The organism is Stenotrophomonas rhizophila, from assembly GCF_000661955.1.
GTDB lineage: Bacteria > Pseudomonadota > Gammaproteobacteria > Xanthomonadales > Xanthomonadaceae > Stenotrophomonas > Stenotrophomonas rhizophila.
In genome coordinates this window covers 190,479-205,458 of record NZ_CP007597.1, presented here as the reverse complement: position 1 = coordinate 205,458, position 14,980 = coordinate 190,479, and the positions used below count along the sequence as shown (strand labels likewise).

9 protein-coding genes are annotated in these 14,980 nt (G+C 68.7%); 6 read left to right on the top strand and 3 right to left on the bottom strand.

Annotation, left to right across the window (positions count from 1 at the left end; all coding sequences use genetic code 11):
* Positions 1 to 2: 2 nt before the first annotated feature.
* Together DX03_RS00885 and DX03_RS00880 are read right to left on the bottom strand one after the other, a co-directional pair.
* Positions 3 to 2,975, bottom strand: a complete 2,973-nt coding sequence (locus tag DX03_RS00885) for a TonB-dependent receptor domain-containing protein (protein WP_038685705.1) — start codon at positions 2,973 to 2,975, stop codon at positions 3 to 5.
* 137 nt (positions 2,976 to 3,112) lie between these two features.
* The gene (locus tag DX03_RS00880) at positions 3,113 to 6,439 is read right to left on the bottom strand and encodes a TIM-barrel domain-containing protein (RefSeq protein WP_425598287.1); all 3,327 of its coding nucleotides are present in this window, start codon (positions 6,437 to 6,439) and stop codon (positions 3,113 to 3,115) included.
* A 362-nt stretch (positions 6,440 to 6,801) separates the two neighbouring features.
* Here DX03_RS00880 and DX03_RS00875 point away from each other — a divergent pair, with 362 nt between their 5' ends.
* The 6 genes from DX03_RS00875 (at position 6,802) to DX03_RS00850 (ending at position 14,071) form a co-directional block, all read left to right on the top strand.
* On the top strand, positions 6,802 to 7,959 hold the full coding sequence (locus DX03_RS00875; RefSeq protein ID WP_038685702.1) for an SIS domain-containing protein: 1,158 nt from the start codon (positions 6,802 to 6,804) through the stop codon (positions 7,957 to 7,959).
* A 13-nt stretch (positions 7,960 to 7,972) separates the two neighbouring features.
* A complete protein-coding gene (locus tag DX03_RS00870) occupies positions 7,973 to 8,899 on the top strand; it encodes an ROK family protein (RefSeq protein WP_102100657.1) in 927 nt (308 codons plus the stop codon).
* A 36-nt stretch (positions 8,900 to 8,935) separates the two neighbouring features.
* On the top strand, positions 8,936 to 10,264 hold the full coding sequence (locus DX03_RS00865) for a D-tagatose-bisphosphate aldolase, class II, non-catalytic subunit (RefSeq protein WP_038685698.1): 1,329 nt from the start codon (positions 8,936 to 8,938) through the stop codon (positions 10,262 to 10,264).
* Between the two features lie 33 nt (positions 10,265 to 10,297).
* Positions 10,298 to 11,074, top strand: a complete 777-nt coding sequence (locus tag DX03_RS00860; protein WP_038685696.1) for a DeoR family transcriptional regulator — start codon at positions 10,298 to 10,300, stop codon at positions 11,072 to 11,074.
* Positions 11,071 to 12,183, top strand: coding sequence for an N-acetylglucosamine-6-phosphate deacetylase (gene nagA, locus DX03_RS00855; RefSeq protein ID WP_038685694.1), 1,113 nt, complete (start codon positions 11,071 to 11,073; stop codon positions 12,181 to 12,183). Before DX03_RS00860 ends, nagA begins: the two co-directional genes overlap by 4 nt.
* Positions 12,184 to 12,271: 88 nt before the next feature.
* Positions 12,272 to 14,071: an MFS transporter gene (locus DX03_RS00850; RefSeq protein WP_038685693.1), complete on the top strand. Its 1,800-nt coding sequence runs from the start codon at positions 12,272 to 12,274 to the stop codon at positions 14,069 to 14,071.
* Between the two features lie 31 nt (positions 14,072 to 14,102).
* On the opposite strand, the gene DX03_RS20330 is transcribed toward DX03_RS00850, so the two are convergent.
* On the bottom strand, positions 14,103 to 14,924 hold the full coding sequence (locus DX03_RS20330; protein ID WP_051598692.1) for a hypothetical protein: 822 nt from the start codon (positions 14,922 to 14,924) through the stop codon (positions 14,103 to 14,105).
* Positions 14,925 to 14,980: the final 56 nt, after the last annotated feature.

Below are 14,980 nucleotides of genomic sequence, written 5' to 3'. Positions count from 1 at the left end.
CGTCAGAACTTGTAGCCGACGGTCAGACTGTAACCACGACCGAAGATGGTCGCGTAATCGCTGGAATCGCCCAGGAAGCTGTTCGGATCGTAGAACGGCAGGCGGTCGAACAGGTTCTTGATGGTGAAGCCCACGTTCCAGTGGTCGTCCGGGCGCCAGGCCACGCTCAGGTTGGCCGTCCACCACGACGGGGCGCCGTCGCACTTGCTCTGCTCCACCGGCAGGTAGCCGGCGGTGCAGGTCTGCGGGTTGTTGTCTTCTTCATCGATCTGCTGGAGCGCCCACTTGGTGCCGCCCACGTAGTTGATGAACATGCTGGTGGTGACCTGCTTGTAGCTCCAGTCGGCGTTCAACGTGGCCCGCAGGCGCGGGTTGTTGTAATACCCCACCAGGTCACCGTAGTACCAGCCGCTTTCGTCGTCCAGGTAGGAGCGGTTGCGGTTGGCGATGGTGGCGGCCACGCCGATGTTCAGGTTGCCCCACTCGCCCAGCGAGAAGCGGCTGCGCGCGTCGATGTCGAAGCCGTCGATCAGGGTCTTGCCGCGGTTCTTGTACTGCCCCACCACGCTGGCCACGTTGCCGGTGCTGTAACCGGGCAGCGTGCCGGGGCAGCTGACGCCGCTGGCCGGGTCGGCGCACATGGCCGCCAGCGCCGCCTGGTTGGCGCGGTCGGCCTCGGTGATCGGCGAGCGGGTGGAGGAGATGATGTCTTCGTCGCGGGTGTAATCGGGTGCGACGATTTCGTTCGTGCGGTAGATGAACCAGTAATCGGCCGACACCGACAGCCACGCGGTGGGTTCGTAGACGAAGCCCAGCGTGGTGATCTTGGCCTTCTCCGGCTTCAGCTCCGGGTTGGGCTGGGTCATGCGCGCCACGGTACGGCTGCAGTCGCTGTTGAGCAGGGTCTTGCCCAGGTCCACGTCACCGCCGCGCTGGGATTGCAGCAGCAGGTTGGCAATGGCGTTGGTCTCGTTGCAGCGCACTTCGTCACGGTAGCCGCCAAGCTGGGCGAACACACCGCCGTTGCCGGATTCGGCCAGGCTGGGCGCACGGAAGCCGGTGGAATAGGTGCCGCGCAGCATCAGCTGGTCGAACATCTGGTACTTCAGGCCCACCTTCGGGGCCAGGTTGGCGCTGAAGTCGGGGTACTTGTCCACGCGCAGCGCCGCGTCCAGTTCCAGCTTCTCGGTGAGCGGGGCCACGGTTTCGGCGAACAGCGCGTAGGTGTTGCGCTTGCCGTCGAACCAGGAGCCGCCCTGCTGGGTGATCAGGCCGTTGGCCGCGTCCGGGTTGCCGGGGGTGTAGAAGGTTTCGCGGCTGGCATTGAAGCCGAAGGCCGCGCGCACTTCACCGGCGGGCATCTGGAACAGCGGGCCTTCGATCTTGCCGTCCAGGGTGTGCAGGCGGGTCCAGGACTGGATGTCGAAGGTGGGGAATGCTTCGCGGATCAGCGCCGCGTTGGCTTCGCTGTATTCGCCGAATTTATAGGCCGGGTGGTCGGAGATGATCACCCGCCCGGTGCCCGGGTCGACGCTGTACGGGCCAAACGCCTTCTCGAAGCCGGCCAGGTTGACGTTGGTGGTCTGGTAGGTGACCGAGTGGCTGCCGGCGGTGGCAAAGGCGGTTTCCCAGTTCCAGTCGCCCACGTCGCCCCGCAGGCCGGCCACCACGCGGTAGCTCTGGTCGGTGTTGCGCTGGCCGAAGTGGTTGGCGCCCACGTCCTGCAGCAGGTATTGCAGGCCCACCACGCCGCCCATCAGGGCTTTCAGTTCGGGCGAGGCGTGGTTGTACTCGTTGTTCGGGCCCAGGTACGGGTACAGGAACTGGTTGACCGTGGTGCCGGTGTTGCGCGAGAACCAGCTGGTGGGGTTGCCGGTGGTGGTGCCGTAGGCACGCGGGGTGCCGCCATTGGCGGTCAGGTCGATATCGGTGTAGGTCGCTTCGGCGAAGGCTTCGGTGCTGTCGCCGATCAGGAAGTGGGCGTTGACGTAGGCGGTGTTGCGCTCGGACTTGGCACCGGCGTCGATCTCGTTGTTCATCCACGTCTCCCAGATACAGCGCGGGCCGGCCGCTTCACTGGTGAGCACGTTGTTGCAGCCGGGCGCGGCTTCCTGCACGCGGCGGCCGGTGACCGGGTCGAAGGCGAAGTAGCTGCCCGGGTTGAACTCGCCCGGCTTGCTGCCGGTGCCCAGGCGCAGGTTGGGCAGGTAGTTGGGGTTGTTGACGTAGTACTGGGACGGGCGCTTGTCGTAGAAGTCGCTCAGCGGAATCGCATCACGCCGGTACAGGTTGACCGAGGCGTACACGTTGTAGCGGTCTTCATCCAGGTCGCCGAAGCCGGCGGTGATGCTGCCCTGGTGTTCGCCGTAGGAGCTGATGCGCGACGATTTGTCGGTGGTGAGGTTGATCTCCGCGCCCTGGTAGGAGCGCTTGGTGATCACGTTGATCACGCCGGCCACCGCGTCGGTACCGTACACCGCCGAGGCGCCGTCGGTGAGCACTTCCATGCGTTCGATCGCCGCGGCGGGAATCGCATCGATGTTGACGAACTGAGTCTGGAAACCGGCGGGCGCGCCGTAGTACGACAGGCGACGGCCGTTCAGCAGCACCAGCGTGCCCTGCGCGCCGAGGCCGCGCAGGTTGGCCTGCGAGGCGCCGTCGGAACCGGTGAACAGCGAACGGGAATCCTGCTGGGCCGGCCGCGCGGCGGGCAGGTTGTCGAGCACCTGCAGCAGCGTGCGCGCGCCCATGTTCTCGATGTCCTGCTTGCTGATCACCTGCACCGGCGAGGCGGTTTCCACGTCGCTGCGGCGGATGTTGGAGCCGGTCACTTCAATGCGCTGCAGCTCGGTGGCCTTGGCAGCGGGCGCGGCCTCCTGCGCACCGGCGTTGCCGACCACGGCAAGGGCCAGGCCCAGTGCGATGGACAAGGGGGTAGCGGGGATGCAGCGATGGCGATGGCGTTCGGTCAACATCTGTGTCTCCTTGTTCGATCCGCAGCGTGGGGCTGGCGGTGGATGGGTGTTTTCGGGCAAACGTCCCCCGTGCCGCGGCCACACGGCCGCAGACGGGAAACGGAGAGAGCTGTTTTTCTGAAAGCGTGTTGCGTTGGTTACGGCGACACGATGCTGGCGGTATCGCCCTCCTGTCCGATCAGCGCGGCGTTGGCCCAGTTGCCGCAGACCTGCGCGGGGTGGTCGCCCTGCGCGCCCAGCGTGCGCAGGCTCAAGGTATGCAGGCCGCGCACGTCCAGCTCCGGTTTGACCACGCCGGGCGCCTTGACCAGGCCGCTGTCATACAGCAGCCGGTTGTCGCCCCACACCTGGAACTGCATGCCACCGGCGGCGCGGCACTGGTCATCGATGCCGAGATCGGCGCGCAGCAGGCGCCAGCTGCCGGTTAGCTTCAGGTCGATGCGGCTGTTGGCATTCACCCCCAGGCCGCGGCGGAACAGCAGGCCGTTCATGCGCAATGCCGCCTGGCCGCCAAAGGCGTGGTCGCTGGCCACGCTTGCCTGCAACGCGGCCGGCAGCGTCAGCGCAGACAGGTACAGCTGCTGGGCGGGCGTGGTGGGCTGCGGATGTTCCAGTACATGGAAGCTGGACAGCACGATGGGGCCAACGTCGCGCGGCTGCAGCGCATCCACCGCACGGGCCACGCTGCCCTGCGCGGCGGTCACCATCGGATCACTGGCGCCGGCGCCGTCGCCGTCGGGGTTCTGCGTGCTCAGCACGCGGAAGCGCAGCAGGCGGCCGGCGTGGGCGGGGAAGTCGATCCGCTGCGTGCCCTGCTGCAGGGTGAGGCGGCCACGCTTGACCGGTTCGCCCCACTCGCCATTGCTGTCGGCCAGGTAGATCTCGTAGTCGCGGATCTGGCCGTTCTTCCAGTGCTGGTCGTTGCGCGGCGCCAGCTCGATGCCGTCGATCAGCTTGCGTTCGCCGAAGCCGAGCACCCATTCGTGCGCGCCGGTCTTCACCGCCTGGTTGCGCACCGTGCGGAACCACGTGGCCGGGTCGTCATCGAAGGCTTTTTCCAGTTCGTAGCCCTGCTCTTCGGCCGGGCGGTTGACCACCAGCAGGCTGTCCGACGGCAGTGCGCGGCCCAGTTCCGGCGCGGCGGGGTACGCGTCGTCCGCAACGGCGGCGGCTACCGGCAGGGCCAGCTGCAGCGCCAGCGGCTGGCGGATGTCGGTGGGCGCGGTGCGTACATGCAGCGTGCCGCGACGCTCGGCGGCATCGAAGTACCAGCCTTCGCTGGCCGCCTGCCACGCCGCCTTGTCGGCCAGCATCGGCAGCGCGCGCTCGCCCAGGGTGACCGCGGTGGGGCGCTGGCGGCTGAGCACGCGCAAGGCGTAGCGGCGTTGCGGAAGCTGGCCGGCGTACTGGCCCTGCACCGCACCGATGGTGACCTGCACCGGGCCAGTGCCCTGCGTGGGAGCTTTGACGGTCACCTGTTGGGTGCTGGATTCGCCCTTCTCGTAGCGCCGGGTGTTGCCGTCGTCTTCGTACAGGGTGTACTGCGCATCGCCCTGCGGGTACAGGTCGAAGGTGACTTCATCCAGCGGCTTCTGCCCGTCGTAGAGCATGTCCGGGTACATCGGAATGATCGCGCCGGCCCGCACGAACACCGGGATCGTGGCCAGGTCCACGGCGCGGTCCAGGGTGCGGCCGTCGGCACCGGCCTGCAGCTGGCGGCCATCCCAGTAGTCGATCCAGCGGCCCTGCGGCAGGTGGATGTCACGGCGCCAGCCACGGCTGGCCGCCTGGCTGCGGTACACCGGCGCGATCAACAGTTCGCGGCCGAGCAGGAACTGGTATTTGTAGGCTTCAGTGTAGGCCTGCGGGTCCTGCGGGTAGTCCCACATCAGCGCGCGCAGCAGCGGCGCGCCGGTGGTGGCCGCGTCATGCGCCAGCCCGTACATGTACGGGGTCATGCGCATCTTCAGCTTGAGGTAGTCGCGGTTGACGCTGCGGTAAGGCTCGTCGAACCACCACGGGTGCTTACGGGCGTTGCCCGACCAGCCGGACATGCCCATCAGCACCGGGGTGAAGCTCTTCCACTGCAGGTCGCGGGTGAAGGTTTCAGCGCTGCCGCCGAAGATCGCATCCACATCGCCACTGGCGTAGGCCATGCCTGAGAGCCCCGAGCCGACCAGGGTGGGAATGTGCCAGCGGATGTAATCCCAGCTGCTGCTCTGGTCGCCGGTCCACGCCACCGCGTAGCGCTGAATGCCGCCCCAGCCCATCACCGTCCACAGGAACGGGCGCGAATCGGAGTTGTGCAGGATGCCGTTGAACGCGGACTGGTTGGCGTCCATCGCGAACTGGTAGCCCTTGCCGGTCCAGGCCACGTCCAGCTTCTGCACGCGGCTGCCGGCGGTGCCCACTTCCCAGGCAATCTTGTCCACGCCGTTCTCGGTCCACAGCCCGGTCTTGAAGCCGTACTTCGCCAGGCCCTGCACGGTCTCGGGCAGCTTCTTGTAGCCGCAGCCGTAGCCATCGTTGGGCAGGATCCAGCCACCGGGCATGTCGTGGTCGCGGTACTGTTTGGCCACGCTGTCCACCACGTCGGGGGTGGTGCCGGTGGGACCGTCGCTCCAGCCATCGGGCACGCTGCCGGGCTTCTTGATGTTGTCGCCATCGTTGTAGCAGTCGGCGTCGCCATAGGAAAACGCCCAGCGTGGCAGCAGGCCGGCGCGGCCGGTCAGTGCGGTGTAGCGATCCAGCAACGTGTGCAGGCTGGGGCCGACGAAGTAGTACGCATCAAAGCGGTCTTCGCGGTGCAGCAGCGTGGCCTGGTCGGCCTGGCGCAGATCGTAGGTGCCATCGCTCCAGGTGTTGCGCAGCATGCCCCAGCCGCGTGCGCTCAGCAGCATGGGCGCGGGGTTGGGGCGGTCGCCCTCTTCCCAGCCACCGGAATAGGACACCTCCAGTTCGCGGCCCTTGAAGGCGAAGCGGCCGTTCTGCTGGCCGCCACCGAAGAAGTGTTCGTCGGCGTCGCTGGACAGCACCTGCACGCTCTGGTCCTTGCCCAGGTCCAGTGGCTGCAGCTCGCGCCACAGCGGTACCGCGCCGCCTGCGTCGCGGCGGTCCAGCGCCAGGCGTAGCGGTTGGCGCTGGATGTGCAACACCAGCGCAGCGGTGCGGATGCGGACTTCGGTGCCGTCTTCTTCCAGCTGGGCGGCCACCTTCGCGGCCGGCTGCGGCACCACGATCGGTGCGGCCTTGTCGCCGGCGCCGCTGAGCGTGCCGTTGCGTCCGGCCTGCACGCGCAGCATGTCCTCGCCCAGCAGGTCCACGCGCAGCAGCATGCCGTTGTCGGTGCGGATATCCCAGCCGGGGCTGCCGTCCTTGTTGGGAGCAGCGCTGATACGGGCCAGGTTGCCCAAGGGCTCGGCCACGGCCGGTGCCGCCGCCAACGCGGACAGCAGGGCCACCATCAGGCCAGTACGTCGAAACCGGGATTCCACCTTGCCCCCAAGCCCGCGGTCAGCGGGAATCTGAAACCAGTGCGGCCGACTCTAGGGCAGGGTCTCGAAAGATGTCAACAAATTGCAAAGAAAAAGGAAGGATATTTTCTTTAAAACGAAAGATATGACGGGAGCTGCTTTCTATATGGCGGCTGAATACGCGATTGTTGCCGCCTGAAACCTTGCTGCGGTGCGGCATCCGCAGGGGAGCGCCCTGCGGTCGACCCGATCGATTCGTAAAAACTGTGACCGCCCTAGCTTTTCTTTATCTTTCGATATTTGACATTTCGAAAGAAAACGCAGAAGGTGCGGTCGCCCAACAGGAATTGCGAATGGACGCTTCTGTGCTTACCGACTTGCCCGCGTGGCAGCGCCTTGGCGGCGCCTATACCGCCGAAGAAATCGCCCAGCAGCCGCGCATGTGGACTGCCCTGGCCGACCTCCTCGATGACGCGCAGGCGCGCATCGACCGCTTCCTTGGGGAGGCACTGCGCCAGCCCGGCCAGTTGGTGATCTTCACCGGTGCCGGCAGCTCGGGCTTCATCGCCGAAATGGTGGCCGACCACATCAATGCGCAGTGGCCCGCCGAGGTCCGCGCGCTCCACACCACCAGCCTGCTCACCCACCCGGCGCTGTACCTGCGCCGCGACCGCCCGACCCTGCTGGTGTCGTTCGGGCGCAGTGGCTCCAGCCCGGAAAGCGTGGCGGCGGTGGAACTGGTGCGCGACCAGGTCGACGACGCGCGCTTCCTGGACATCACCTGCAATGCCGACGGCGAACTGGCCCGGCGTGGCCATGGCCGCAGCGACACGCTGTCGTTGCTGATGCCGCCGCCCAGCTGCGACCGCGCCTTTGCCATGACCAGCAGCCTGAGCAGCATGCTGCTGGCCGCGCTGAGCGTGTTCGACAGCGCGCCGTGGCCGCAGCGCGTGCAGCGCCTGCGCAGCCTGGCCAGCCACGGCGAGCGTGCCCTGCAGGCGTGGGACGGTGCCGTGGGCACGCTGGCCCAGGCCGCGTATTCGCGCGTCATCTACCTGGGCAGCGGCCCGCTGGAAGCACTGGCCCGCGAAGCGGCGCTGAAGGTGCTCGAGCTCACCGCCGGCCAGGTGCTGGCGCTGGCCAACACCCCGCTCGGCTTCCGCCACGGTCCCAAGTCCACGCTCAATGGCGACACCCTGGTGGTGATGCTGCGCAGCGCGCAGCCGCTGTCGCGCCGCTACGAACAGGACCTGCTGGACGAACTGCGTGGCGATGGCATCGCCGCACGGGTGATCTCGGTGGGTCCAGATGGCGATGACCGCGCCGACGGCGACTTCGTGCTCGACGCACCCGCGCTGGACGACAGCTGGCTGGCCCCGCTGTGGCTGCTGATGCCGCAGTGCTATGCGCTGCAGCGTTCGGCGGCGTTGGGCATGACCCCGGACAACCCCTTCCCCGACGGCACCGTGAACCGGGTCGTGCAGGGCGTGACCATCCATTCCCATGGCTGAGCAGGGCATGCCCATGCAGTGCTGGTACGGCATCGACGTTGGTGGCACCAAGATCGAGCTGGTGGCCTACGACGCCACCCTGCGCGAACTGCACCGTGAGCGGGTGACCACGCCCACGCAGGACTACGACACCTTCCTGCAGGCGATCACCGGGCTGGTGCACAGCGCCGACCGCACGCTGGGCGGCGCGTGCCGTGCCATCGGTATCGGCCTGCCGGGCGTGCGCGACCGCAGCACCGGGCGGCAGCTGAGTGCGAACGTGCCCAGCCTCACCGGCCGCCTGGTGGGCGAGGACCTGCAGGCCCGGCTGCAACGGCCGTTGCAGTTCGGCAACGACCTGCAGTGCTTCGCCCTGAGCGAGGCCCACGGCGGCGCGGGCGCGGGGTACCCGAGCATGTTCGGCGCGATCCTCGGCACCGGCGCCGGCGGCGGTTTCTGTGTGGGTGGCCAGCTGCTCACCGGTGCCAACGGCATCGCCGGCGAGTGGGGGCACTGGAGCATTCCGGCCACCCTGCTGCAACGCCACGCGCTGCCGGTGCTGCCCTGCGCGTGCGGCCTGCGCGGTTGCCTGGAGCGTTACGTGTCCGGCAATGGCTTGGCCCTGATCCACGAAGGCCGCGGCGGTGACGCGGTGGACGCCACCGCCGTGGTGGCGCTGGCCCACGCCGGCGATGCCGTCGCCACGCGGGCGCTGGCGATCCACCGCGACCTGCTCGGCTACAGCTTTGCCAACCTGATCCTGGCCATCGACCCGCACGTGATCGTGCTGGGCGGCGGCCTGTCCAAGCTGGAGCAGCTGTACCACGACCTGCCCGCCGCGATCGTTCCCTACCTGTTCCAGGGGGTGCGCGTGCCGCCGATCCTGCCGCCCACCTTCGGCGATGCCGGCGGTGCGCGTGGCGCGGCGCTGCTGGCCCGCCAGCACCACCCTGCCTGCTGATACCCCTTTGTTGCACCGCTTGTTTCCGGAGTTGCCATGTCTGCCATCCAATCGCTGATCGCCGCCCATCGCCAGGGCCACCCCGTGGGCCTGTACAGCGTGTGCTGCAGCAATGAACAGGTGCTGCTGGCGGCCATGCAGGTCGCCCAGCGCTACGACACCCTGCTGCTGATCGAGGCCACCTCCAACCAGGTGGACCAGTTCGGTGGCTACACCGGCATGACCCCGCCGCAGTACCGCGACTACGTGCTCCAACTGGCGCGCGATGCAGGCTTCCCGGCCGAGCGGCTGGTGCTCGGCGGCGACCACCTGGGCCCCAATGCGTGGCAGAAGGGCCCGGCCGAGGTGGCGATGGCCAACGCGCGCACGCTGATCGAAGCGTACGTGGCCGCCGGCTTCCACAAGATCCACCTGGACTGCAGCATGTCCTGCGTCGATGACCCCACCCCGCTGCCCGATGCGGTGGTGGCGGCACGCTCGGCCGAGCTGGCCCGCATCGCCGAGCGCACCGCCGCCGCGCACGGCCTGCCGCCGCCGGTGTACGTGATCGGCACTGAAGTCCCGATCCCCGGCGGCGAAGCCTCGCTGGCCGGTGGCCTGCAGGTCACCACGCCGGCGGCGGCAGCCACCACCCTGGCCATCCACCGCGAGGCGTTTTCCGCCCCGGACCTCCTGCCGGCATGGGAGCGCGTGATTGCGATGGTGGTGCAGCCCGGCGTCGATTTCGACCACAGCAGCGTGCACTACTACGACCCGTCCGCAGCGCGCGCGTTGTCGGCGTTTGTTGACGCGCAGCCGCGCATCGTGTTCGAGGCGCACTCCACCGACTACCAGACCGAAGCCGGCCTGCACGCGCTGGTGCGCGACCACTTCGCCATCCTCAAGGTTGGCCCGGCCGCCACCTATGCCTTCCGCGAAGCGGTGTTCGCCCTGGCCATGATCGAAGCCGAGCTGCTGCCGGCGGCGCAGTGTTCCAACGTGATCGCCGTGCTGGACCAGTGCATGCGCGACAAGCCGGGCAGCTGGCGCAGCTACTACCAGGGCGACGAACGCGAACTGCGGTTGCTGCGCGCCTATTCGCTGAGCGACCGCAGCCGCTACTACTGGGGCGAGCCGGCCGTGGTGGCGGCACTGCAGACGCTGGTGGCCAACCTGCGCCAGCACGCGCCGCCGCAGATCCTGCTCAGCCAGTTCCTGCCCAACCAGCAGTTGGCCATCGAAGCCGGCGAGTTGACGGCCGAGCCGTTGGCGCTGATCCAGCACAAGGTGGCCGAACGGCTGGGCGATTACGCCCGCGCCTGCAATCGCAACCGCGCCGGGGCCGATAACGAAACTTCCCGGGCCACGGAGCTTTCGGAACGGTAAGCTTCGGCTTTCCTTCCGAACGGAATCGCCCCCATGCGCAATACACGCCAGCGTCGCCAACAGATCCTGCAGTTGCTGGTCGAGCACGGCAACGTGCAGGTCAGCGAGCTGGTCGCGCGTTTCGGCGTGTCGGCGGTGACCATCCGCGCCGACCTGACCCACATCGAATCGCAGGGCCTGGCCACGCGTACCCATGGCGGCGCCACCCTGGTGCGCACCCCGCCGCAGGAACAGGACATCCACGAGAAGGACGCCCTGAACCTGCCGGTGAAGGACAGCATCGGCACGCACGCGGCCGGGCTGGTCAAGGCCGGCGACAACATCATCATCGACTCCGGCTCCACCACGATGACCCTGGCCCGGCACCTGCGCGCGCATCGCGATGTGACGGTGATGACCAACGGTCTGAACATCGCCTGGGAACTGGCCAACGCGCCGGGCGTGGAACTGCTGCTCACCGGCGGCCTGCTGCGCAAGCAGTCGCTGTCGCTGCAGGGCAGCCAGGCCGAGGCCAGCCTCAACACCTACAGTTTCGACACCCTGTTCCTGGGCGTGGACGGCCTGGACCTGCAGTTCGGCCTCACCACCCACCACGAGGCCGAAGCCAGCCTCAACCACCGCATGGTCGAGCGCGCACGCCGCATCGTGGTGCTCACCGATGCCTCCAAGTTCGGCCGGGTCAGCCTGCACCGCATCGCGCGGCTGGACCAGGTCCACACCGTCATCACCGACGCCAGCATCGACGCCGAGTACCTGGAAGGGCTGCAGCGGCTGGGCATCGAAGTGATCATCGCCGAGTCCCCCGCGTGACCCAGACCCGCTCCCTTTACGGCCGCATCCTCACCCCGCTGGGGTGGCGCCGCGGCCACGTGCACTTCGACACCCATATCCGGCAGCTGCAGGTGGACGACCACAGCGGCGCCGATGATCCGCAGCTGCCGGTGATCCTGCCCGGCTTCATCGACCTGCATGTGCATGGCGCGGCCGGCGTGGACCTGATGCAGGGCGGCGACGTGGCCCGCACCATCGCCCGCACCCACGCGCGCTTCGGCACCACCACGCTGCTGGCCACCACCATGACCGCCGGCCTGGACGAGATCGCCCATGCGCTGCAGGGCGTTGCCGCCACCATGGCCGCCCCCGACGCCGCGGCCGCCTGCATCGCCGGCGTGCACCTGGAAGGCCCGTTCATCAGCCCGCAGCGGCTGGGCGCGCAGCCCAACCGCACGCTGGAGGCGACGCTGGCGCTGGTCCAGCAGCTGCAGGCGCTGGCACCGATCCGGGTGATGACACTGGCCCCGGAGATCGGCGCGCACACCGTCCTGATTCCCGCGCTGTGCGCACTGGGCATCCGCGTGCAGCTGGGCCACAGCGCCGGCACCTACGAAGACGGTGTGGCCGCGTTGCAGGCCGGTGCCTCCGGCTTCACCCACCTGTTCAACGGCATGACCGGCGTGGACCACTACCGCCCCGGCATTGCCGCCGCCGCCCTGGCGCATGCGCAATACGCCGAGATCATCCCGGACCTGCAGCACCTGCACCCGGGCGTGATCCGGCTGGCCGCACGCGCGATTCCGCGCCTGTATGCGGTGACCGACGCCACCGCCGCCACCGGCATGCCCGACGGCGAGTACGCGCTCGGCGAGCAGCGCGTGCACAAGTGCGGCGGCTGCGTGCGCCTGGCCACCGGTTCACTGGCCGGCAGCGCGCTGACCATGGACCAGGCCCTGCGCAACCTGGTGCAGGTGGGGCTGGAGCTGGCCGATGCATCGCAGCGCGTGTCCACCTTCCCGGCCCAGTACCTGGGCCTGGACGATCGCGGCAGCATCGCCCCGGCCGCGCGCGCGGACCTGGTGGTACTGGATGCCGCACTGCAGTTGCAGCAGGTCTTCGTCACCGGCCACCCGATCCCCCTGTAATGCCGGGCGCTGCCCGGCCAGCAGCCCACCTTCGCCAGGCCCGGCTGCTGGCACCGCCCCCTCTTCCCGTCTTTCCAGGAACGCGTAGATGACCACCGCCGCCGCCACTGCCGTTCCCACCGCCGACGCCCCGCGCTGGCCAATCCGCTACCTGCTGTTCATGGGGGGCATGGGCGGCCTGCTCTACGGCATCGACATCGGCATCATCGCCGGCGCCCTGCCCTACCTGGAGGCCACCGCCACCGCCAGCTGGCACCTCACCAGCCAGCAACTGGGCTTCGTGGTGGCCGCGGTACTGCTGGGCAGCGTGCTGTCGTCGCTGTTCGCCGGCATGGTGGCCGACCTGATCGGCCGACGTGGCGCCATGTTCGTGGCCGGCGTGCTGTTCACCGCCAGCATTCCGATCATGGCGCTGTCCGACGGCTACGCCGCGCTGCTGATGGGGCGGCTGCTGCAGGGCATCAGCGGCGGCCTGATCGGCGTGGTGGTGCCGCTGTACCTGGCCGAAGTGCTCAGTCCCGAACGACGCGGCCGTGGCGCGGCGATGTTCCAGCTGCTGCTGACCATCGGGCTGGTGCTGGCTGCGTTGATCGGCCTGTACCACGCCCATGCGGTGGACGCGGCCACCGAGGCGGTGCGCCAGCTGCCCGTTGCCGAACAGCAGCGCCTGCTGTTCGACGTCAAGGACCACGCTTGGCGCACCATCTTCTGGACCTGCCTGCTGCCGGGGCTGGTGTTCACCGGCGGCGTGCTGCTGATCAGCGAATCGCCGCGCTGGCTGGTACGCCGTGGCCGTATCGATAAGGCGCGGGCTGCCCTGCAACGCACGGTGGCGCCCCGCGATGTGGAACCCACCCTGCAGCGCATCCAGGCACCCGATGCCGTGCAGACCGGCGCCAGCGGAAAGCGTGACCCGCTGCTGAGCCGTCGCTATGTATGGCCGTTCGTGCTGGCCTGCCTGGTGCTGGCCTTCACCCAGGCCACCGGCATCAACTCGGTGCTGGCCTATGCGGTCAACATCCTCAACCAGGCCGGCCTGCCCGGGTCGGTGGCCAATGGCGCCGACGTGGCCATCAAGCTGCTCAACGCGGTGATGACCGTGGTGGCGCTGGTATTGGTGGACCGCAAGGGCCGCAAGTTCCTGCTGATGCTGGGCACCGGTGGCATCACCGTGGCCCTGCTGGCCGCCGCGCTGCTGTTCGTCAAAAGCGAGCACGGGCGGCTGGACGTGCACGCGCAGCTGCAGCAGCAGGTGGCCGGCAGCAGCCTGTCGTTGCCGCTGGATGCGGCCCAGTGGCACCGCCTGGACCGCAACGCCGGCGACGCCCCGCAGCAGCTCACCGTGTCGTATGCGTACGGCGGTTTCAGCAACGTGCGGTCGCTGCGCAGCGACAACCCGATCGATGCCTCGCTGCAGATCCGCCGCGAAGACGCGGTGTCGGCCGACAGCGTGATCGGCGCGTTCTTCCGCCGGCTGCACCTCAACCCCTTCCCCGATCCCGCCCACGCCGCACAGGCGCCGCTGGTGATCGAGCGCGCGATGATCGGCCCGGTGCCCTCGCCCACCCACGGCTGGCTGGTGGCCGGCTGCATCCTGCTGTTCGTGGCGTTCTTCGCGGTGGGTCCGGGCGTGTGCGTGTGGCTGGCGCTGTCCGAACTGATGCCCACCCGCATCCGCTCCAACGGCATGAGCATCGCCCTGCTGATCAACCAGTTCGTGTCCACCGTGATCGCCGCGATCTTCCTGCCCACCGTAGGCCACCACGGCTACGCCAGCATGTTCTTCTTCTGGGCAGCGTGCACGCTGCTGTACTTCCTGATCGCCGCGTTCTGGCTGCCGGAAACCAAGGGCAAGTCGCTGGAACAGATCGAAGCCAACTTCCGCTGACGCGTACTGCCGGGCTCCGACTCTGCCCGCCCTACCGTAGCGCCGGGCTCTGCCCGGCCGCCTCTGCCCCGCCCCAGCGTAGCGCCGGGCTCTGCCCGGCCGCCTGCCCGACCACCCCAACGGCGGGCAGCGACGCGGTATACACAGGCACGGTGTAATCACCGTCATACCCCGACTGCGCACGGTCGCCAGCGGCATACCCGATCGGCGCGCCGCTCACGCGCTGCTGGCCAAACGCGCGTACCCCACACACCGGCGCGCATACCCACGCCTCACCGCCGTGGGCACCCACGCGTACGCCCAGCGGGGCGAGCCCACGCAGCAGATAGCCCGCCGGCGCGTAGCCGGGCAGGTTCGGCCGCCCCAACCGCTGGCTGGCATGCACGTTGCCCAGCAGCGCAATCACGCGCCGGCCGGGTTGCACCGCACGCGTGATCTGCTCGGCCATGTCCACATCGCGGGCACCGATGCGTTCCTCGTCCACTGCAATCACCGCGACGCGGCGGCCGTCGGCATTCAATCGGCGCAGCCGTTCCAGCAACGCCAGCATCGCGGTGCTGGACCGCCCGTCCTGGGTGGATCGGGTCCAGAACGGGCCGGCCAGCACCGCCGCCCGCGCGGCCGGGGTGCCCGCCGACGCCAGGTAGGCGTCCAGCCGCGGCTGTTCCCGGGCGCTGATTTCCAGCGCAACGGTCACCGCCGTGCCGTCGGCCGAGGCGGCGCAGGCCAACTGGCCCACGAAGGCCGGCGCCTGGTCGGTGCCATGTATCTCACCCACCAGCACCACGGCGGGCGACGGCATCGCCGCCGGCCAGCGGCACGGTTCGCTGGCGCGTGCCGATAGCGCCGCCATGATTATTACCAGGCCGACCCACCACGTTGATGTGCGCATTGAGCAGACTCCTTTCC